Source organism: Parasphingorhabdus sp., assembly GCF_965233695.1.
GTDB lineage: Bacteria > Pseudomonadota > Alphaproteobacteria > Sphingomonadales > Sphingomonadaceae > Parasphingorhabdus.
On sequence record NZ_OZ247497.1, the window covers coordinates 3,802,357 to 3,822,357 of the forward strand.

At 49.9% G+C, this 20,001-nt stretch carries 13 protein-coding genes; 2 read left to right on the forward strand and 11 right to left on the reverse strand.

Translation table 11 applies throughout. The features are described 5' to 3' along the window. Nucleotides 1-155: 155 nt before the first annotated feature. The 6 genes from ACO6S1_RS18220 to ACO6S1_RS18245 all read right to left on the reverse strand — a co-directional run bounded on the left by ACO6S1_RS18220 (nt 156) and on the right by ACO6S1_RS18245 (nt 9,236). Nucleotides 156-1,457 (reverse strand): dihydrolipoamide acetyltransferase family protein, encoded by a 1,302-nt coding sequence (locus tag ACO6S1_RS18220; protein WP_422343965.1) that lies wholly within the window; start codon nt 1,455-1,457, stop codon nt 156-158. Then, complete coding sequence (locus tag ACO6S1_RS18225) at nt 1,454-2,467, reverse strand: alpha-ketoacid dehydrogenase subunit beta (protein ID WP_422346234.1); 1,014 nt, start codon at nt 2,465-2,467, stop codon at nt 1,454-1,456. Before ACO6S1_RS18225 ends, ACO6S1_RS18220 begins: the two co-directional genes overlap by 4 nt. An 8-nt stretch (nt 2,468-2,475) precedes the next feature. Next, nucleotides 2,476-3,765, reverse strand: coding sequence for a 3-methyl-2-oxobutanoate dehydrogenase (2-methylpropanoyl-transferring) subunit alpha (locus ACO6S1_RS18230; RefSeq protein WP_422343966.1), 1,290 nt, complete (start codon nt 3,763-3,765; stop codon nt 2,476-2,478). 167 nt (nt 3,766-3,932) lie between these two features. Then, entirely contained in the window at nt 3,933-7,238 is a 3,306-nt protein-coding gene (locus ACO6S1_RS18235) for an autotransporter domain-containing protein (protein WP_422343967.1), read from the reverse strand. A gap of 188 nt (nt 7,239-7,426) precedes the next feature. Further along, nucleotides 7,427-8,359 carry a thymidylate synthase gene (locus tag ACO6S1_RS18240; RefSeq protein ID WP_422343968.1) on the reverse strand — a complete coding sequence of 311 codons (933 nt, stop codon included), beginning with the start codon at nt 8,357-8,359 and terminating at the stop codon, nt 7,427-7,429. 286 nt (nt 8,360-8,645) lie between these two features. Continuing rightward, a complete protein-coding gene (locus tag ACO6S1_RS18245; protein ID WP_422343969.1) occupies nt 8,646-9,236 on the reverse strand; it encodes a hypothetical protein in 591 nt (196 codons plus the stop codon). A 337-nt stretch (nt 9,237-9,573) separates the two neighbouring features. Here ACO6S1_RS18245 and ACO6S1_RS18250 point away from each other — a divergent pair, with 337 nt between their 5' ends. Together ACO6S1_RS18250 and ACO6S1_RS18255 are read left to right on the forward strand one after the other, a co-directional pair. Next, nucleotides 9,574-11,730, forward strand: coding sequence for a GGDEF/EAL domain-containing response regulator (locus ACO6S1_RS18250; protein ID WP_422343970.1), 2,157 nt, complete (start codon nt 9,574-9,576; stop codon nt 11,728-11,730). A 5-nt stretch (nt 11,731-11,735) separates the two neighbouring features. Next, nucleotides 11,736-14,321, forward strand: a complete 2,586-nt coding sequence (locus tag ACO6S1_RS18255) for a response regulator (protein ID WP_422343971.1) — start codon at nt 11,736-11,738, stop codon at nt 14,319-14,321. Here ACO6S1_RS18255 and ACO6S1_RS18260 read toward each other — a convergent pair. The 5 genes from ACO6S1_RS18260 to ACO6S1_RS18280 all read right to left on the reverse strand — a co-directional run bounded on the left by ACO6S1_RS18260 (nt 14,318) and on the right by ACO6S1_RS18280 (nt 19,979). After that, on the reverse strand, nt 14,318-15,400 hold the full coding sequence (locus tag ACO6S1_RS18260; RefSeq protein WP_422346235.1) for a crotonase/enoyl-CoA hydratase family protein: 1,083 nt from the start codon (nt 15,398-15,400) through the stop codon (nt 14,318-14,320). The genes ACO6S1_RS18255 and ACO6S1_RS18260 overlap by 4 nt on opposite strands. Nucleotides 15,401-15,619: 219 nt before the next feature. Further along, on the reverse strand, nt 15,620-16,621 hold the full coding sequence (locus ACO6S1_RS18265; RefSeq protein ID WP_422343972.1) for an NAD(P)H-dependent glycerol-3-phosphate dehydrogenase: 1,002 nt from the start codon (nt 16,619-16,621) through the stop codon (nt 15,620-15,622). Between the two features lie 70 nt (nt 16,622-16,691). Beyond that, nucleotides 16,692-17,621 carry an alpha/beta fold hydrolase gene (locus ACO6S1_RS18270; protein WP_422343973.1) on the reverse strand — a complete coding sequence of 310 codons (930 nt, stop codon included), beginning with the start codon at nt 17,619-17,621 and terminating at the stop codon, nt 16,692-16,694. A 28-nt stretch (nt 17,622-17,649) separates the two neighbouring features. Then, nucleotides 17,650-18,483 (reverse strand): alpha/beta hydrolase, encoded by an 834-nt coding sequence (locus tag ACO6S1_RS18275; RefSeq protein WP_422343974.1) that lies wholly within the window; start codon nt 18,481-18,483, stop codon nt 17,650-17,652. A 17-nt stretch (nt 18,484-18,500) separates the two neighbouring features. After that, a complete protein-coding gene (locus ACO6S1_RS18280) occupies nt 18,501-19,979 on the reverse strand; it encodes a DUF3336 domain-containing protein (protein ID WP_422343975.1) in 1,479 nt (492 codons plus the stop codon). Nucleotides 19,980-20,001 lie beyond the last annotated feature (22 nt).

Consider the following 20,001-nt stretch of genomic DNA (forward strand, 5'->3'; position numbering starts at 1 on the left):
ATTTGTGCTCCGCACTTGATGCGGAGCCCAGGTTGGCAGGGCGCAACAGGTAACCCTAGGCTCCGCATCAAGTGCGGAGCACGTTGCTCTGTGTGTAAATTGCTGAGCGATTATCGCAAAACCAGCGCATTGGGGAGTGCCGGAAACCGCGACAATCAATCAGCGAACAACAATACAGGTGTTTCAAGCAAATGCTTGAGCGCTTGCACATAACTGGCGGCATCATAGCCGTCCACGACCCTGTGATCACACGAGATCGACAGATTCATCAGCTTGCGTGCCTGAATCTCGCCGTCAATGATCATGGGGCGCTCGACGATCTTGTTAGGACCGATAATCGCGACCTGCGGGCGTTGTATGACGGGTGTCGTCGCAATGCCGCCCAAGGGCCCCAGAGACGTCAATGTCAGCGTCGATCCCGACAATTCGTCTGCTTTTGCGCTGCCATTGCGCGCAGCAGCCGATAAACGGCCGATTTCTGAGGCCAATTGCCAGATATTCTTGTCCTGTGCGTCCCGTATAACCGGCACCATGAGGCCCTGTTCGGTCTGTGTGGCCATGCCCAGGTGGACGGCGCCATGACGCGTCACGAGCCCTGCTTCGTCGTCATAGGTGGCGTTGAGCATCGGAAATTGCGGCAGCGCTTTGCATATGGCAACGATCATCAAGGGCAACATGGTGATTTTTGGTCGGTCGCCGCGATTGGCATTCAAGTCCGCGCGCATATCTTCGACCGCGGTCATATCAATTTCATCGACATAGGAAAAATGCGGAATATGACGTTTCGATTCCGCCATATTCTGGGCGATCTTGCGGCGCATGCCGATGACTTTGATGGTTTCGTCGTCACGTTTGAGAGACGCGCCCGAGGGCCGATAACCCTGCCCGCTGCCATAGCTCAAATAGGCATCCAGATCGCTGTGCCGGATATGCTCGCCCTGGGCCTTCACGAGGCTCAGATCAACGCCCAGATCGGCCGCGCGTTTACGCACGGCGGGGGTGGCGAGAACCTTTGCCGATGGCGTGGATTCTGCTGCCATGACGTCACTTTTGGGTGGTTCCGGTGCGGTTGCGTCAACTTCCGGTTCCGGTGCAGGAACTTCGGCAGATCGCTCACTTTTTTCTTTATTATCAGTAGTTTGAACTGGCGTCGTGACGTCACTTTCGACCGCAGCGTTACTTTCCGACCGTCCCGCTTCCGCGGCACTTCCGTCACCTTCCGCCTCTATCTGAACCAGCATAGAACCGATGGCGATGATATCGCCTTCTTCGCCCGCAACAGCAACAATCGTTCCCGATACCGGCGCTTCCATTTCAACCGTCGCCTTGTCGGTCATCATGTCGGCAATCTGATCATCTTCCTCGACCCGATCACCGACCTTCACATGCCAAGCGACGATCTCCGCCTCGGCTATGCCTTCGCCGATATCAGGCAGGTTGAAAGTGTAAATGCTCATGCTGTCAGCTCCCCGACTATCTTATCCAAAGCTTTCCCGATCCGGACCGGTCCCGGGAAATAAGCCCATTCCAGTGAATGAGGGTAAGGCGTATCAAATCCGGTCACTCGCTCAATCGGTGCCTCAAGATGATAGAAGCACCGCTCCTGCACCAGCGCCGACAGTTCCGCCCCAAATCCACTCGTGCGGGTCGCCTCATGAATGATCAGGCAGCGCCCGGTCTTCTTCACCGACGCCTCAATCGTCTCGATATCCAGCGGAACGAGCGTTCGCAGGTCAATCACTTCCGCATCAACACCATGTTCTTCAACCACCGCCTTTGCGACATGAACCATTGTGCCATAGGCTAGGATAGTCACAGCTTCACCAGCGCGGACGATGTTCGCCTTGCCAAGCGGTATCTTGTAATAATCTTCAGGGACCTCTGATGCCTCAAACTTCGACCAGGGCTCTACCGGCTTGTCATAATAGCCTGTGAAAGGACCATTGTAGATCCGCTTGGGTTCAAAGAACATTACCGGGTCATTGTCTTCAATCGCCGAAATAAGTAGTCCCTTGGCATCATAAGGTGTTGATGGAATTACTGTCTTCAAGCCACAGACATGGGTAAACATGCTCTCCGGCGACTGGCTATGTGTTTGCCCGCCAAAGATACCGCCCCCAAAGGGCGAGCGCACCGTAATCGCACTGGTAAACTCGGCAGCAGACCGATAGCGCAGGCGCGCGGCCTCGGATACAAGCTGGTCAAGGCCGGGGTAGATATAATCGGCAAACTGAATTTCCGGCACCGGGCGCATCCCATAAGCCGCCATCCCGACAGCGACGCCGATAATCCCGCATTCGCTGATCGGTGTATCAAAACACCGCGTCTTGCCGTGCTTTTCCTGAAGTCCAGCGGTCGCCCGGAAAACGCCACCAAAATAGCCGACATCTTCGCCCATGATAACCACATCATCATCGCGCGTCATCATATTGTCCAAGCCGCTGTTAATGGCTTCTATCATGTTCATGGTTGCCATTATTGAGATGCCTCCGCATCAGGCCATTTGATTTCCCGTTCTCTGTTTGCCTGATCGCTCTGTTCTTTCAGATGCCAGGGCATTTCTTCAAAGACATCCTGGAACATCGTCTCAAAAGGCTGGTGTAGACCATGACCCAAAATACCGTTTTTCTCAGCTTCCTTGGTCGCGACTTTCACAGCGTCAATACATTCTTTGTCGAGTGCTTCATGCTGCTCTTTACTCCAAACACCGCGATGGATCAGGTGGCGTTTCAACCGGGTAATCGGGTCACCCAATGGCCATTCCTCGCGTTCTTGTGCGCTTCGATAGGCGCTGGGATCATCAGACGTGCTGTGCGCTTCTGCGCGATAGGTGAAATGCTCAATCAGCGTCGGACCATTGTTGGTTCGCGCCCGTTCCGCCGCCCATTGGGTTGCTGCATAAACGGCCAAGGGGTCATTGCCATCCACCCGCAGTCCGGCAATCCCGTAGCCTGCAGCCCGCGCAGCAAAAGTTGTCCGCTCAGCGCCTGCAAAACCCGAAAACGAAGAGATCGCCCATTGGTTATTGACAATATTCATGACAATCGGTGCGTTGTAGACGGTAGCAAAGGTCATCGCACTGTGGAAATCACCCTCAGCGGTAGAGCCCTCCCCACACCAAGTCGCTGCTATACGGGTATCGCCTTTGGCAGCGCTCGCCATCGCCCATCCAACAGCCTGCGGATATTGGGTCGCCAGATTGCCAGATATGGAGAAAAACCCAAGCTCCCGCGAACAATACATGATCGGTAGCTGACGACCTTTCAGTTTATCTGCCCGGTTGGAGAAAATCTGATTGATCATGTCCACCATCGGATAGCCACGAACAAAAAGTATCCCCTGCTGGCGATAGCTCGGGAAACACATATCATCGCTATGCAGTGCCATGGCTGCTGCAACTGATGTCGCCTCTTCGCCCGTGGATTTCATATAAAAGCTGGTTTTACCCTGCCGCTGCATTCGGTGCAGCCGGTCATCAAATGCCCTCACCTGCGCCATGGTCTTAAGCATTTGCAATAGCGTTTCGTCGGACAGCTTCGGATCCCACGGACCAACCGCCTTGTAGTCGTCATCCAGCACACGGACCATGTCATAGACCATTTCCCGCATTGTCGCGGGATCGCTGGCCACATCTGGTCGCGGCTGATCGCCAGCCTTGGGGATATCGACATCACTATAATCCACTGGATCACCCGGCCGATATTTCGGCTCGGGAACATGCAGGGATAATGGCGGCAAATTTGTTTTCGGCTTGACGTCAGCCACAAGGCTTCTCCTACAATCACGCACTTGCTGCGCTGCAATATAAATATATTATCTTGTTACATTATTACAAAATGATATTTAGGTCAATCTCCCTGCCCTAACTGTTGTCGCAAAAAAAGGGGCGCAAACATATTGCGCCCCTGCTTAGCATATATCGGAGACGGTTTTCAGAAACGAAGCGACATATTCATCACCGCCCGATCATCACGGTAGATTTTCTGACCGATACGCGACTCTAACGCGCCACCGATGGAAAGCGGTCCATTGGTAAACTGAAACCCGCCCTTCACTTCGCCGTAGGAGGAATCCTGCAGGCCGATAGGCAAAGCCAAAGCAACATTCTCGGCATCGAGGAAACGGACAAGGAAGTTGGTATCGTTACCAGACAGGCGATTGACATAATCGACCTTCATTTCCGGCTGGAAAGACCAACCAGAAGCAATGCCCAACTTGCTGCTGCCAGATAGTTTCAAACCTACCTTTGCATCAACGCCCGATCGACTGATATCATCTACGGCCAGCGCCAGGTCACCTGCGCCATCTCGGAATCCGCTTACGGCATAGGATGAATATCCGATGCTGGCGCGGGGTGTCAGGGTCAACCCATCCATGTCGATGTTGTAGCCAGCTTCGATCTCAGTGGCGAACGTCAGCGAATTGGTGTTCAGATTATTCTGTGACAAACCTGCAGACAAACGGCTCGTGCTGTCGATCCGAGAATAGCCAATAGATGCCTGGCCTCCGAGGTAGAAACTACGACCAAGATCATAACTGCCGTAAACTGACGCTTGATTGGTTTCGACATTTGCAAGACTTCCACCAACCTGCTGCGCACCGTCGGCATAGCCAAATGCTGTTCCGAAGTTGGTTCGGTCATTCAGGGCAAATTCCAAGCCCATGGCAATATGCCAGCTGCCTTGCTGATCCTCCGTTCCATCGCGAGAAAATGCCAATGCCGACTGGTTATAACCTGCCGAGATAAACCCACTCATATTTTCGGGAAGCGCAACCGCATTCCAATCCGATGACTGATAGTTACCGGCAAAGCTCATCTGGGATGCGGTGCTGTTGGTTAGCTGACGGTTGTTTAAAACCCCCGATGCACCAATGATCCTGATTTTGCCCTTCACTCCTTGCTTCGCACTAAGCAAAGACAAGCGATCGGAAACAAGGCTGCGCATTGCATAACCCTGCTGTTGATCAAGCGTCGTTGTGCGCCCGGCCTGCGTTGCCGAAAGGCTCTGGAATGTAGCGTTTAGCTGGCCGACTTCCATGACGTCGATGAGACCGTAAACGTCAGCGAGATCATTGTAGCTGTTCAGCCGGGCCCCATCCAAAGCATTACCAAAAGCAAGCGAAAACGGATTGGAGACACCATTGCTGCTGAAGAAATCGGAGAACCTGATTGCTCGCATGCGCGCCGTGACATTATCCGGACCATAGATAAGCTCCGGATAGAGAACGCCAATGCGACCCACTACGTCGTCAAAAGTATTCTCGACCCCCCCTTCGGCTGTGATAATCTCAAAGGTTTGCCCAAATCTGGCGCTGTTACGTCCAAAGGCATTGATCACAGCGGCAGTACCTCCCAGCGAAATGATACCAGGATTATCGTCATCGCCAAGCACCGCTAGCTTATCATTGCCCGTTCGACCGACATCAAAAATAGAGAGCGTGCCGGATGCAAGAATAACATCACCTGCGATTGTCAGCGTGCCGGTATCACCAAAATCAAGGCCCGGTGCTATGGAACCATTGACCGATGTCAGGAATGTGGGGTCGAAGAGGCCGGTGCCCGTCAACAGTCCTACACCGAGAAAAGCTTCACCCGTAGTCAGAGTGCCCCGAAGGTCAAGCCATCCGCCTGTCTGCGTGTAATCGCCCCAGACTTTAAGGTTACCTCGTCGGCGAATATCAAGCCGGGCTGCGCCTTCCAGATTGAGGCGATCAATAGTCACGTCGTCGCGCAGTCTTGTCGCTCCGGCCGCGGCCAGTGTCACTTCATAGTAGCGTGCCCGAACGCCAGCTGAAGGGTCAGCAACAACATTATTCGGGACAAAATTGCGGCTACCCGGACCCCCTTCAATGAACACGCTGTTTGGTGTTCCCTCGTCAAAATCAACGCTTAAGGTTGAAAGGTCAAGACAGTCATCGAGAAAACAGACATTTCCGAATTTGGGAGTGTCACCAGTCACCCCTTGGGCTTCAAAACCCGGGAGCGCATTGACGAGTTCCCCATCTACGCTAATGGCATAGCTCGGGTCCATATCCTGCACCCAATGACGTGGGTTCATCCAGTTGCGTGTTCCAGCGCGACTGGACGCATATACATAGCTGTTGTTGGCCACGATCTGATCCCAGAACAGATAGAGCGGCTGATAAAAGCTTTGTGTGCCGTAAGATGAGAACGGCTGAAATGTCAGTGGATCGCTGGGATCATTCCCAAAAAATCTCGAACCGCCCGATAATACTGACGTGATCACCGGTATATCAAACAGTTCATCTGCAACCAATGCACTTCCAGAGTCACCACCAGCTGTCGTCCCTTCGCGTGGCAATGCCGCCCCATCATAAAGGTCGAAGTCGAACCGGCCATTTTCTGGATCGAAAACGGCTTCTCCATCCGGGCTGTCAAAGTCGGTGTTATACAGAGTTTGGGGTAATGCTGGATCACCAGGGCCAAAGAGGAAGTTATTCCTGTCGTCCAGCGAACTGGCGGATGAGATCATATTTTCTGCAATACGGCGGCGAAAATCGATACCAAGATTGGATCCATCAGGCCCCAGTCCTCTTGCGCCATAACCATTTATAACGCCGTGAGTTTCTTCCCTTAACGGCGAAAAAAGAAGGGTCCAGGTTGGAACGCCGTCAGCATGTGTATCGAGGGTGGCCAGCGCAACATCCGCTTCAAGAAAGCCCAGCGGGACCGAACGTTCATCATACCAAACCTGTTCCACATTATAGATATTGAAATCGACGTCTGTCTGATTGGCTGCACCACCATCAAGGCCGACCCAGCGCCGCACGGCCGGAAGGTTGTCAGCGCTAAAGCCGAAAGCGATTGCCGTACCACCGGTTGCAAATCCATAGCTTTCTGCCGCCTGATCATTTACACAATGCGCAGCAAATATAACGGTTCGCGGATTGATTAACGTGCCTGTGCAAAGGCCCAACCCAAATGTATTCTGATCCGGCCTAGTAGTCATTTGGCCAACACCCGTGACGTCAACTATATTGTCAAAAACTCCAACCGGCGGCGGGTCGTCTAACGTCAGATCATCCCGTATGACGATGCTTGGAGCGTCCTCGACCATAACCGGTCGCGATTGCGCGCTTTGTTCGTAAAGCATCGGCGCAGAATTTTCAGCACCTGCTAATGCCGTCTGCGCTTGGGCCGGCGCTGCCAGCGCTGCGATACAAGCGATGGATGAAACGTTTATCAATAGTAGTCGGTTAATGTCGCGGATTTGCATTCGAACGCTCCTTAAGAGTTGGTTGAACTACGCATCACTACTGTTTTTAGGTGTGTTCACGACTCGGTGACAATCTCATAATAGCATGATTTATTGTAAATTTACATTCCTGTGATGGAACATTGTTACGCGCCCTTGTCATCCCGTAACCGGAAGGCGCAATTTTTCAGAGGTTGAAGGCTTGTTCTTTAAACAGCTACCGGCGCAGAAATATGCGGTTGTGGCGCGTAATCCAGAACTTCAAAATCAGTAATGCTATAGTCAAAAATCGATTTTGGCTTGTCCAATATTTTAAGTTTAGGCTCTCCTGCAGGCGTTCGCGAGAGTTGTTCTTCAACCAGTTCCGAGTGGTTCATATACAAATGGACATCGCCGCCATTCCAAACCAATTCTCCAGGCTCCAAATCACATTGCTGTGCAATCATTCGAATCAATAATGCTGCCGAATACACGTTGAAAGCGAAACCGAGACCAAGGTCACAACTGCGTTGGTATAATATGCCCGACAATTTTCCATTGGCGACATAAAACTGATAAGTTTTATGGCATGGCGGCAGCGCCATCTCGTCGAGTTCAGCCACATTCCAGCCAGTGAAAATATGCCTCCTGGAGCCAGGATTATTTTTGAGACCGTCAATCAGCAACTGTATCTGATTGATTCCTTTCTCTTCACGGCGATAGAGGCCCTCTCCTGCAGGCACATAACTCGGCCAATTCACCCACTGTTTCCCGTAAACAGGACCCAAGTCGCCCCATTGCTGCGCAAAGGCGTCGTCTTCTATGATCCGCTGTTCAAAAGCGTCCCTGCTTATCTCATCGCCTGTTTCTTTGCGGTATTTATCTAATGGCCAATCGGTCCAGATATGGACCTTTTGTTCTACCAACGATCGGATGTTAGTATCGCCGGTTAGAAACCAAAGCATTTCACGGGTTGCTGTTTTCCAGAAAACACGTTTTGTTGTGAGCAGCGGAATGGCCAGATCGGTGAGATCAAACCGCATTGTTGCGCCAAATATCGCTCTGGTGCCGACACCAGTACGATCAACCCGTTCATCGCCATTCATCCAAATATGACGCATTAAATCAAGATATTGGTGCTCATAATGCTGGTCAGGATTCAAAACTTATACTCCGAAATGATGATTGAGACGCTATACCGGTCCATGACTTTCTTCAACCGCGACATTATTGATTTGACGCACATCGGCACGACAATCCCGCGCACTCATTGTAAAGGTCTTTTGGACACAGGCCCCACTTGGTTCAAACAAGATGTAAACGAGGTTGCTAGATCAAGCTCTTCATCAATTCAGGTGGCCTGTCCAGAATGAAACTTCCGCACCGGTTGTGTCAAAACGCTTCGATGCTTAGGCTCTGTGGCGGGCTAGAGAATCCTTCCGCGCTCGGTCAGTTTATATCCGGCAAGTGAGCAGCCCAGTGCTTGAGTTTTCCAACAATGATCTCTTTTGGACTATCCAAAGTTTCAAAGGCTGCATCAAGCACCGCTGCCAGAAATTGCCGCAAATCAATCAGGGCGTACGGAGAGCGATGCGCATCCAGCCCCTCGCTTGACAATATCTGCATCAAATCGCGATGTGAGAGCAATTTTACGGTTTGGCTCCAATCACTCTCATCTTTCAGCGACATCAAAGTCGACAATTCTACTATAAGGAAACATTCAAATTCATTATCATCAATTGCCTGATCTCCACGCGCAACGCGGCCTATGGCTGATAGAAAAACATCCTCAAACTTAACGATTTCGTTGACACATCGATCAGGTGTTGAACCTATTTCCAAGCAGTCTAGCGCTAATCCGATCAGGAACAATTCTCGCCATGAATAGGCTACCATGTTTCCCTTTCCGGTATTTGCACCCGTGGGAAATCCAAGTCGTTGAAAATGCTGCAACCTTCCCCTGAAGGCTGTGGTCTTGTCTCGCTTAATCTTATGCTTGACCGCAAGCATGTCTAATATTTCAGAATATGTGAACTCCATTTCCTATCCCCGCTGAACCTTCCACATGAATTTGGCGACAAAGCAGTTTTTCGTGCCAGAACAATATTGTTATTGTTCTGGGTCTATTGCCTTTAATGATCTTGGCAAGCAAGAATATCATCAAAATGGTTAGATCTGATGCGGTTACGCTATTTTCGACATTCAAAATTGGATTTCGTCATACCCTAATCTCACGTTCCGATTGATGAACTTGCGTACCGACAGCAACGAAAGATGTTTCTCGGCAAGTTTTGGCCGATTTGCCAAAAAAAACAAAGGCCCATAGCCCCAATTGCATGTTAACCTTATTTTGATTATCGCTGCGTATTGCAAACTGATGACCATGCGCGTTCTCATTGTCGATGACCGGCCAACAAATCTTAGGATTTATGCTCAGTTCGTAACCATCATGGGGGAAAAATACTCCTCCGTGACATTTGCTGATCCTGTTGAAGCCTTAGCCTGGCTGCGCCAGAATAAGGCCGAATTGCTCGTCGTCGATTATCGGATGCCGCAAATGAACGGAGCGGAATTCATCAAAAAAGTCCGCGCAATGTCCAATTGCAGCGACGTTCCCGCTATTGTCATTACCGCCCATCAGGATCGTGAATGTCGATTAGCCGCATTGGATGCAGGCGCAACCGACTTCTTGCAAAGCCCCGTTTCTCATGTGGAATTTTGCAAACGCGCAATGTCGCTTTTGACGAAAAACGAAAAAAGCGTCAATTTAAGGAAGCGGGCGTCAGAAATCGAGCGGAAGCATGCAGCGCTCGCGGAAACAGTCGATCAGGATGTTCCGGCAAGCAAAAGTATGCTCGAGCAAATCATCGACACGATACCGATCATGATCAATGCTACCGATCGTGCTGGCCAATGTTTGTTCACCAACGCCTATCAATCGGCTCTTTTTGATAAAACACCTGATCAGATGGTCGGCGAAAATTTTAGTGAATTGCTGGGCCCTGAGCTTGCGGCAAATTCGGAACGCAGAAACAATATCGTACTCAAATCTGAACAACCTATCCCGCATTATGAAGAGAAATTCACAAGTGACGGTGTTGAACTCATTTTCCATTGCAACAAATCTCCGCTTCTCAACCATAAGGGTGAGACCATTGGAGTTTTGACGACCGCAGTGGACATCACCGCTCGCAAGTTTGCCGAAGAACATCGCACTCATCTGGCGCTGCACGATATGCTGACCGGTTTGCCCAACCGAGCATTGCTCGCGGAGAAAGTCCGCAAGGCAATCGATAACTGCAAGAAAACTGGCCAAGAGGCAGCGCTGCTCTTGCTTGATCTTGACCGTTTCAAAGTCATAAATGACACGCGTGGGCACCATAGCGGCGACACCCTGCTACGCGAAGTGGCTGATAGGCTGATTGAGATAATCGGCCCGGATGATTTTGCCGCGCGTATTGGTGGCGATGAATTTGCCATTATATTAGGCAAGGTTGACGGGGCAGATTCCATCAACTCGCGCTGCACCAAGATATTGAAAGCCATTAATCAACCCTATTCAATCAGCGGTGTAGAACAGGTAATCGGTGCAAGTATCGGCGTCAGTCTTATCCCGACTGATGGCAGTGAATATGAAGAGTTACTGCGCCTTGCGGATCTCGCCATGTATGATGCCAAGGCAAACGGACGCAATTGCCATCGTTTCTTCTCGGAAGGCATGAATCAGATTGCCCAAGCTGATGCTGCGCTGGAAATTGAGTTGCGGGATGCGATTAACCAGAACCAGTTTGTTCTGGAGTATCAGCCAATTGTTAATGCCAAAACACTGAATTATGTTGGTCTCGAGGCACTAATCCGTTGGGAGCATCCGACGCGTGGGCGTTTGTTGCCGATACAGTTTATAAGGGTTGCCGAAGATTCAGGCATTATGGACGGCTTAGGCAAATGGGTGATCGCAGAAGTTTGTCGCCAAATCAGACAATTTGCGGATGAAGGCGTGGACTTGCCGCGCGTGGCTATCAACGTATCACCGCGCCAGTTTCAGAACCAGAATGTGTGTGAAGAGATATTGAAAAATATCGATAAAAACAACATCGATCCTTCCAAAATTGTGGTTGAAATCACCGAAGAACTGCTGTTGGACAATAATGACCATGTTCGGCAAACTTTGAACCGGCTGCGCAAAACCGGCGTTGGCATTTCCATTGATGATTTTGGAACTGGCTATTCTTCTCTCCAATATCTTCGTGACCTGCCTGCCAACTGCCTGAAAATTGATCGTACCTTCATATCGCGGATTGAGCATTCTGCGGCCGATCGCGCCATCATCGGCACAATTTCTCACCTGGCTCACGCGCTTGACATGCGTGTAATTGCTGAGGGCGTGGAAAATGATGCCCAGCTTGAATTGCTACAAGTTTCAGGTGTCGATGAAATTCAAGGATTTAAAATTGCTCGGCCACAGCGGGTAGAGGATCTTCCCAAGCTGTTCCTCGCTCACAAGAGGCAATCCTCTTGCGCCGCGGAGGGTTAATATAAATGTTATCCTTTAGCCCGCCTAAGCTCAGCAAAAAGAGCCGTCACAACAAGGCCCATCACCATCACCATGGTCACCATCACCAGCGGACCAACGTAGCGACGCGTGGCCGCGACCGCGAAAGAGAAATGATCATAAACCGGCTTGTTTTGATCATCATTACACTGTCCATTTCGACCTACTTGGGCGCTGCGCAAGACATCATGCTTGGATTCAAGCTCCACCTGATAGCAAGCCTAGCAATCTATGTCGCATATCGGCTGAACCCTGGCCCCAGCAGCGCGCGGCGGATTGCCGGATTGGTTACGGATTTCGGGGTAGCAACTTATCTGTTTGAAATTGGCGGTAGCGCTGTAGCAGCACTCTACCCATTATATCTTTGGGTAATCCTCGGCTATGGATTTCGGTTTGGCATAAAATGGCTTGCTGTCTCTGCAGCCATGGGGACTCTCTCATTTGGCTGGACGTTGTATAGCGTTCCGTTCTGGCAGCAAAACCTCTCTCTATCCATCGGACTGCTGCTCGGCCTCATCATTATACCTGCTTATTGTTCGACACTGATCATCAAAATCTCCAAGGCTACGAAAGAAGCAGAAGAAGCAAACAAAGCCAAAAGCCTGTTTTTGGCCAGTATCAGTCACGAACTACGGACACCACTTAACGCCATCATCGGCTATGGAACCCACTTGCTGGATATGAAGCTACCGGAAGCACAACAGCAGATGGTTGCCACCAGTGTTTCTGCAGGCAAACATCTGCTGCATTTGATCAACCAATTGCTGAGCTTTGCGCGATCAGACACCCAAGACGAACTGCCCGAACCCAAAACATTTAGTGCTGTAGATATTCTCACGGAAGTTCGCGACATAATGCAACTGGCAGCAGATGAGAAAGATCTGACAATCCATCTCCAGGCGGAGGCAATGAGCAACAAGCTGGTTACCGGACAGCTCGACTATATTCGAAACATTCTGATCAACCTCACCAGCAATGCGGTTAAATTTACCGAAACAGGTTCTGTGACGCTGAAATGCGGTATCCATACAGACAGCAACGTGCCGATGTTATGGTTTTCGGTGACGGACACCGGACCTGGCATAGCAGCCGAGGCACATGACAAGATTTTCGGCGTTTTCCAACAGGCTGATGACAGCATCATCGATAATTTTGGTGGTACTGGGCTTGGCTTGGCAATCTGCAAGCAGCTAGCGATGCAGATGGAAGGCAATGTCAGTGTCGAAAGCACCCTGGGTGAAGGAAGCACATTTTTGCTATCCTGCCCAATCGCTATTGCCGAAGATAGGGAAAGTAAAAAAACCAACGGAAATCTCAAGATTTTATCGCTAGGATTTGGACCAAACGGCCCCCGGATAAGCGGACAAGAAACCGATGAGGTCGAAGTTGATCATATTCAATGTTCAGAGACCGATCGGTTGGAAAACATTCTGGTAAACCGTCCGCTCGCCTCATATGATATCGCTTTGCTAGACAGTATGATTGCAGAGCATCATAAAGATGATCCGATATTTTGGAATTTCTTCCAAGAAGCCAAACTTCCGCCAGTCCTGTTGTCCGAGGACAGCAACAAAAACCTCGATGAAATTCAATTGCGGGCAGCATTTGCTTCGGTTTTGCCAGCCTCCCCCGATTTTGACACTGTTCGCAGCGTTGTGCAGATCGGTTGCTCATTTAATCGAACAGACAGTAAGATTGATGAGGATGCCAGCAGGATCATTCGCACAGAAGCAGCCCTGAACATTCTGGTCGCCGATGACAACCGCACAAATCAAATGGTTTTACAAACGATATTGGTAAATGCAGGTCATGAGGTCGTCGTCGTTTCAGACGGGGAGCAGGCTTTGGATGAGCTTGAAAAATATACCTTTGATGTTGTTTTCCTCGACGTGAACATGCCAAATATCGGAGGCATAGAATGCTGCAAACTTTGGCGTCAGATCGAAGGCCCTCGCAATCATGTTCCGATTATCGGCCTGACAGCCGACTCCACTCCAGAAACCGAGCAAAAATGCCTCGATGCTGGGATGGACCTTCGCCTTACCAAGCCTATCGAGGCTGGCATCTTGCTGGATACGGTAGCGGAACAAACCGGTAATTATCGCGAGGATAATACATCAGAATTGATCGACAATGCCGTTGATCCATTCAACGTCGTTCGCAGTATCATGGGAAATGCAAGTGACGAAGCAGCGCCGCCGATTGATACAAGCCAAATGGACTATCTCAAGTCGATTGGGGACGAGGCATTCCTTAAGTCTATTATCAAGGCATATATAGACGATACCACGAGCATCATGGATGCATTTGTCCATTCAGTTGAAGACGCAGATGTTGAGAGCTTCCGCTTTCAGGCCCATGCATTTAAGAGCGGTGCCAATAATGTTGGTGCGAACAAGCTCTCTCAAATGTGCGGGCGGCTTGAGGTCATAACCGAGGCAGAATTCATTGATCAGCGTTATGAATATCTTGCAGGTATAAGGGCCGAAATTTCCAGAATCACCGACTTTTTCAACAATTCGTCGGCCATGCAATCAAATGATGCAGATGACGGCATTAAAATCACGGGTTAGATGGCCCTTAAAGAGCGCTCCATCCTGCGCTCTTGCGCATTCGCCAGCCTTTCCATCTTCCGCACATCTGCTTCTTCCAGATGAAGCGCCGTTTCGGCCCACATATCGGTAATTTCAAGCAATTCATCCAATGAAACCGGATTGGCCAAGCGCCGCGCCTTATATACCGCACGTTCAGCATGGAACCGCTTACGATTTTGCCGGGTATATTCGACTATTGCTTCTTCTCCTTTGCCATCTTCAGCAAGGATATCAACTACTCCCATGTCATAGAGTTCTGCGGCGGTGAATAGCTTACCTTCCAATATGAACCGTTCCGTCTCCTGACGGCTCAGCCGCTGCCGGAGATAACTATAAGCACCCATACCCGGGAATAGATTGAACAATATTTCCGGTAGTCCCAGCCTGGCGCTTTTTTCCGCTACCAAAAGGTCAAAAGCCAGAGCATGTTCAAACCCTCCGCCCAATGCATCGCCCTGAACCAACGCCATCGTAATGATTGGAGCCCCGAAACCAGTACTATTGGCGTGTTGCATATGGACACAGGTGCGCGCATATTTTTTCAACGCGCCAAGATCTTGATGCCTTATGCAGTGCGCAAAATGCTTCAGGTCGCCGCCGAGGTTGTAGATACCTGGAGTATGTGATCCACAAACGAAATAGCGCAATGGATCCTTGGCCCTAGCAGCACCTGCTCCATAGTTCGTTTCAACCCAATCTTGTACGACCTGAATTTCATCACCCAAGGAATATGTATAGCTGGGTCGCGATTTCTGGTTCATATAGCACCAGAATATCTCATCTGATTTATCAAACCTCAGATCTATCTCATTGAATTTCTGATTAAGAATATCCTGACTGATACCACGCTGTTGGATAACCAAAGATTCGGTGCCATCCAGGTCCAGATCGCCCTCAATATGTCTTACGGCTTGGCTTCTCAAATCCATAGATACTCTCCACAAAATCGGTGCTGCGTCTAAACTCTGACGTAACAATTTCCGAAATGCTTGTGGAACATTTTTATGGCACGCCCCAAAAAGAAGCAAACAAAAACCACATCGTGAAACAAGGTCCATAATGGACAAGATTAATAGGCAATGTTTGACGATACTTAATAAGAGATAAGCGGTTGTAAATTCTCGTAAAATGCATGATTGACAGGCACGATCAGTCGCAGAAAACTCAACTTTTCAACATTGCTCTAAATCAATTATTATTAGAAAAACATGGTAAAGACCATCCCTGACATCATGCAAAACCAGATGAAAAGTCAGAATTGGGCATGTTCTACAGACTCATCCGGCATCCGCCTCCGAGCCGGCCGAAGCGCTAATTAGACCGCGATAAGCACGTACAGCAGATCGGGTACCTTTAGTAACTTCAAATACATCTTCTGCTATGGGCATTGCTACATTATATTTCTTGGCAAGCGCCATTACCGTTGGCGCGCTTTTGACGCCTTCGGCTACCATGAGCATCTCTTCGATAATGTCGTCAATCTTTCTTCCCTTGCCGAGCTCTACTCCAACATGGCGATTACGGCTCAAGGGGCTAGTGCAAGTAGCAATCATGTCACCCATACCGGTCAACCCGGCAAAAGTCTCTGCACGCCCACCCATAGCAACGCCCAATCGCGTGATTTCTGCCAAACCACGGGTGATCAAAGCAGAACGCGTATTATCCCCTGCCCCCAGCCCATCACCCATTCCCACAGCAATCGCAATTATGTTCTTGAGCACACCACCCAATTCGCAGCCGAGCAGGTCGGTATTGGTATAGACGCGGAACATTCCGGAATGGAAAAGCTGTTGCAATTGTTTGACGATAATCTCGTCTTCCATGGAAATAACGCTCGCGGCCGCCTGCCCTGCCATTATTTCTCGCGCCAGATTGGGGCCGGTCAAAACACCGACGGGATGTCCTGGCAATACATCCTCGATCACTTCCGTCATCCGTTTTCCGGTTGATAGCTCAAGACCCTTGGTCAGACTGATAACTGGCACCCACGGGCGCAGATAGGATTTGGCTTCTTCGAGTACACTACGAAAATTGTCCGATGGAATAGCCATTACCAGCACATCCGCATCCTTAACGGCATCGCCTATGCCTCCGGTCGCTTTCAGCGCCTCGGGCAGTTCCGCATCAGGCAAATATTTGCTGTTTCTGTGATTATCATTGATGTCCCGGACGGTATCTTCGTCCCGGGCCCAGATTTTGATCGGTGCATTGCGCGAAACCAGAGAAGCTACCGTTGTTCCCCACGAACCACCACCCAATAATCCAACCCGCAATTTCATGCCATAATCCCCTATTGTTCCAGCGACTCCTCTTTACGAGAAGTTCTTTCAGGTCAAACTGGCTGGAAATTCAGTGTTTTGCAAGAAATGCGAGGTGGGCGGACGCGGTATCTTTGGGTTTTTCGATCATTGGAATATGACCTACGTCTTCTAAAATAACCGCTTCGCTTCGTTTGAGCCCGTTATCGAGCACATCAACACAGCTGACATCGATCAAGCGATCATGCCGTCCCCAAATGATCAAACTGGGTGCAGCGACTTCACCCAAACGGTCGTTCAGAGGGTCATTGATACCGGAACCAGCAATCTGCCAAAAAATCTTGTCCAAAAGCTCCCGATGCTCTGCAGCTTCAGCAAAAAACAGCTTTTTGAAATTTTTTGGCATGGATACCGGTTTGTGGGCGACAAAAGCCATCAATCGATCAACATCCTCTAGGTTTGCCAATGCCAGCGAGTTTTCTCCCTTTTCTGCGGCAACCTGCAATTCACTTTTGTTCTCTCCAACAACACCTGCATTGTTGAGTAACGTGAGCGACAGTATTTTTTGCGGGTAATCCATTGCAAATTGTAAAGCGATAAACCCGCCCATGCTGTTGCCACCGATATGGCATTGATTGATGCTCATGGCATCAAGGAACGCATTGAGCCGGTGCGTTTGCGTTTTTACATCATAGTCGCGATCCAAAGAACGGTCATTCTCCCCAAACCCAGGTAGATCGGGAGCAATTAGTCGGTGATGTTTGGTAATATGCGGTGCGTATATCGACCAGTTATCTTTGTCGCCACCGAAGCCATGCAATAGAATGACCGGAACACCGTCTCTGCGACCGCCTTCAAGATACGGCCAGATATTGTCCCCCACCTTGATTGATTTTTTCCGCATTCCGCCGCGCAAACGGATTAATCCGGTCATAAGGTCGTACAACGCTTTCGGAAAAACAAAATAGGCGATCAAAACCGCCAGAAGTACGGCACCCAGTAGATATAGAATGATCATCATCGCGAAGTCCCCTCATTCATATTCATGTTTACTTGGCAATGATATGATCGATCCAGTCTGTCATATCTTTCAACACCTCATCTTTTTCCGGTTCGTTGAATATCTCGTGGTAAAGCCCGGGATAGAGTTTCAACTTCTTTTCTGCCGAACCAATGTTTTCGTGAAGAAAAACAGATCCTGCCGGCGCAGTCAAACTGTCCTGATCGCCATGCAGTAACAGCATCGGCAGCGTTAGTCGGTTGGCCTGGCTCTGCACCAGTTCCATATTGCGCATCATCTCTGAAGCAAGCCTAGCGCTTATCTTACTGCCCGAAACCATCGGATCGGCAAGATAATCAGCAACGACTTGTTGATCGCGGCTGACGCCATTGGCATCCAAACCCAACACGCCCATTTTTGGTGCTGCCTTGGAAAGAATTTTGCTCAACCCCTTCATAAACGAAGAGGGTTCTTCTGTGGCCTTTATCGCAGGACCGGATAATATCGCGGCTTCGAAGCGGCTCTGTTTATCCAGCAGATAAGACGCTCCGATCAACCCGCCAAGGCTGTGTCCGACCAGAATCAGGGGCGAAGCAAGCTGGTCAGCAGGGATGCGGTCTATCAGTGCATCCAGACCATCATGATAGACCGAAAAATCCGGAACAAATCCATTTATCCCGGCCGATTTTCCATGTCCCCAATGGTCAAGTGTATGCACCGCGAAACCATGACGAATGCAATGCTCGGCAAAATACTGATATCTGCCGCTATGCTCGTCATAGCCGTGAACCAACAAGATGGTTGCTTTCGGGGATTGATCCGGCGACCAGCTTTGACAATAAAGCTTTGCACCCGCGGCAGCAGAGGTGGGCGGCAGAGCCAAGCTCCCTTCCTCATGCCTCAAGCGATCTTCCTTTTCATTGCGACCATGTGATCATGCGCCAGTTCGGATTCATATTCGAACAATATACGGTCCAGAGTCTGACTGATTTTCGTCTGAGTGCGGACCATTTCAATCTTCGGCCACGTCGTCCGTTCACCCAACTGAATAAGTTCGCTAATTTCCTCCAACGATAGATCGCTGAGTATTTTTGCCGGGCTCCAGAACATTGTCGGGCGGATGATGTTGATATCGCCAGTATAGTCCTGGTTGATCACCGAGAGCGTCATATTTGCTATGCTATTCAGTCGCGGGAAATAGGACAAAGGTTTTTGCATGATCTCGACATTAGCATTAAGCCAAGCTTTCATCGTGGAAGTTGTCGCGTTGCGGATTGCCGATATCGGTGTTCGCTGTTGCTTCACATCGGTTGCAAAAGGTGTGATTAGCGGATTAGCCTGACTGACAATATGATGATTGACTCCATAAAGCCGCCCGAGGCGCTTGGCCGGCAGGTCGTGGGTAACCGAACCATCGACCCATTTTCGATTAGGTAAATAAGGTTTACGCTCTCCGGTATGGTCCTTCGCTGCCAACGTCACCGGCGGATAGACGCCAGGGACGGCGCAAGAAGCCATAACCGCTTCACGGATGAAAACATTCGGCGATGCAATTGCATTTAGGAGGCGTGACGTTTGATGCTTTTCCGCCGGAGCGATCGACACATTCAAATGCCGTCCGGTCAATTCATAAGCCTCCTGAAACGTCAGATCGGGGATCATGTTGCTGATACGATCACGGATCTGGTCAATTTTCAGCCGCTTTGTGCCACCAAATATGCTCAATCCTGTTTGCGAGGCGATATCATCGCTGCCTTCAGTGATCAAATTCTCGGGCTCAAAAAATGGCGGAATTTCATCATCTACATGTGTGCTGACGAGCGCTCCAACGATAGATCCGCCGCTGGAACCGGACAAAATATGCGGCAACAAACCTTCTGACCATAACGCCTTCACGACACCCATATGGAAATAGAGAAAGGCGCCTGAGCCACTCATCAGGAATGCCGAGCGACCATAGCAATGTTGCGCCCGACGAAAGAAATCGAGCTTCTCTTCAAACGGAATATCATCGACTTTATCACTCGCCAGATATTCCAGTGAATTGACAATAGCGTCTACATAATCCTGAATTAGCTGTTTGGTTCCGAATTTCGCTTTTTGATGTAGGCGATCATTGCCCATACCATCCATATTGCCATGAATACCTTCATTCAAAGCATAGAGCAGACCCGCATTATCTTGTGCTTTCCAAAGCTTTGAGAGACGTTTGAGCCGTCGGCGGATGGAAACATTATCGAAATGTTTGCTTTCGTCCGAAGCCTTCCATTTATCGACTCCTGTAGAACGATCATGGGCAGCAGCGGCATCGGACCAGTCGGAATAGTTTTCCGCCTGGCTCATCGCCTTTTCCATCTTCAATGTCGTATTCAAAATCATAATTTACTCACTTACTATCCGT

Coding starts and splice junctions, on each gene's coding strand:
- ACO6S1_RS18270 (WP_422343973.1), bottom strand. CDS start 17,621: ATGATGATCATTCTATATCTACTGGGTGCCGTACTTCTGGCGGTTTTG.
- ACO6S1_RS18245 (WP_422343969.1), bottom strand. CDS start 9,236: ATGGAGTTCACATATTCTGAAATATTAGACATGCTTGCGGTCAAGCAT.
- ACO6S1_RS18260 (WP_422346235.1), bottom strand. CDS start 15,400: ATGGACCTTGTTTCACGATGTGGTTTTTGTTTGCTTCTTTTTGGGGCG.
- ACO6S1_RS18265 (WP_422343972.1), bottom strand. CDS start 16,621: ATGAAATTGCGGGTTGGATTATTGGGTGGTGGTTCGTGGGGAACAACG.
- ACO6S1_RS18225 (WP_422346234.1), bottom strand. CDS start 2,467: ATGAACATGATAGAAGCCATTAACAGCGGCTTGGACAATATGATGACG.
- ACO6S1_RS18220 (WP_422343965.1), bottom strand. CDS start 1,457: ATGAGCATTTACACTTTCAACCTGCCTGATATCGGCGAAGGCATAGCC.
- ACO6S1_RS18250 (WP_422343970.1), top strand. CDS start 9,574: ATGACCATGCGCGTTCTCATTGTCGATGACCGGCCAACAAATCTTAGG.
- ACO6S1_RS18255 (WP_422343971.1), top strand. CDS start 11,736: ATGTTATCCTTTAGCCCGCCTAAGCTCAGCAAAAAGAGCCGTCACAAC.
- ACO6S1_RS18235 (WP_422343967.1), bottom strand. CDS start 7,238: ATGCAAATCCGCGACATTAACCGACTACTATTGATAAACGTTTCATCC.
- ACO6S1_RS18280 (WP_422343975.1), bottom strand. CDS start 19,979: ATGATTTTGAATACGACATTGAAGATGGAAAAGGCGATGAGCCAGGCG.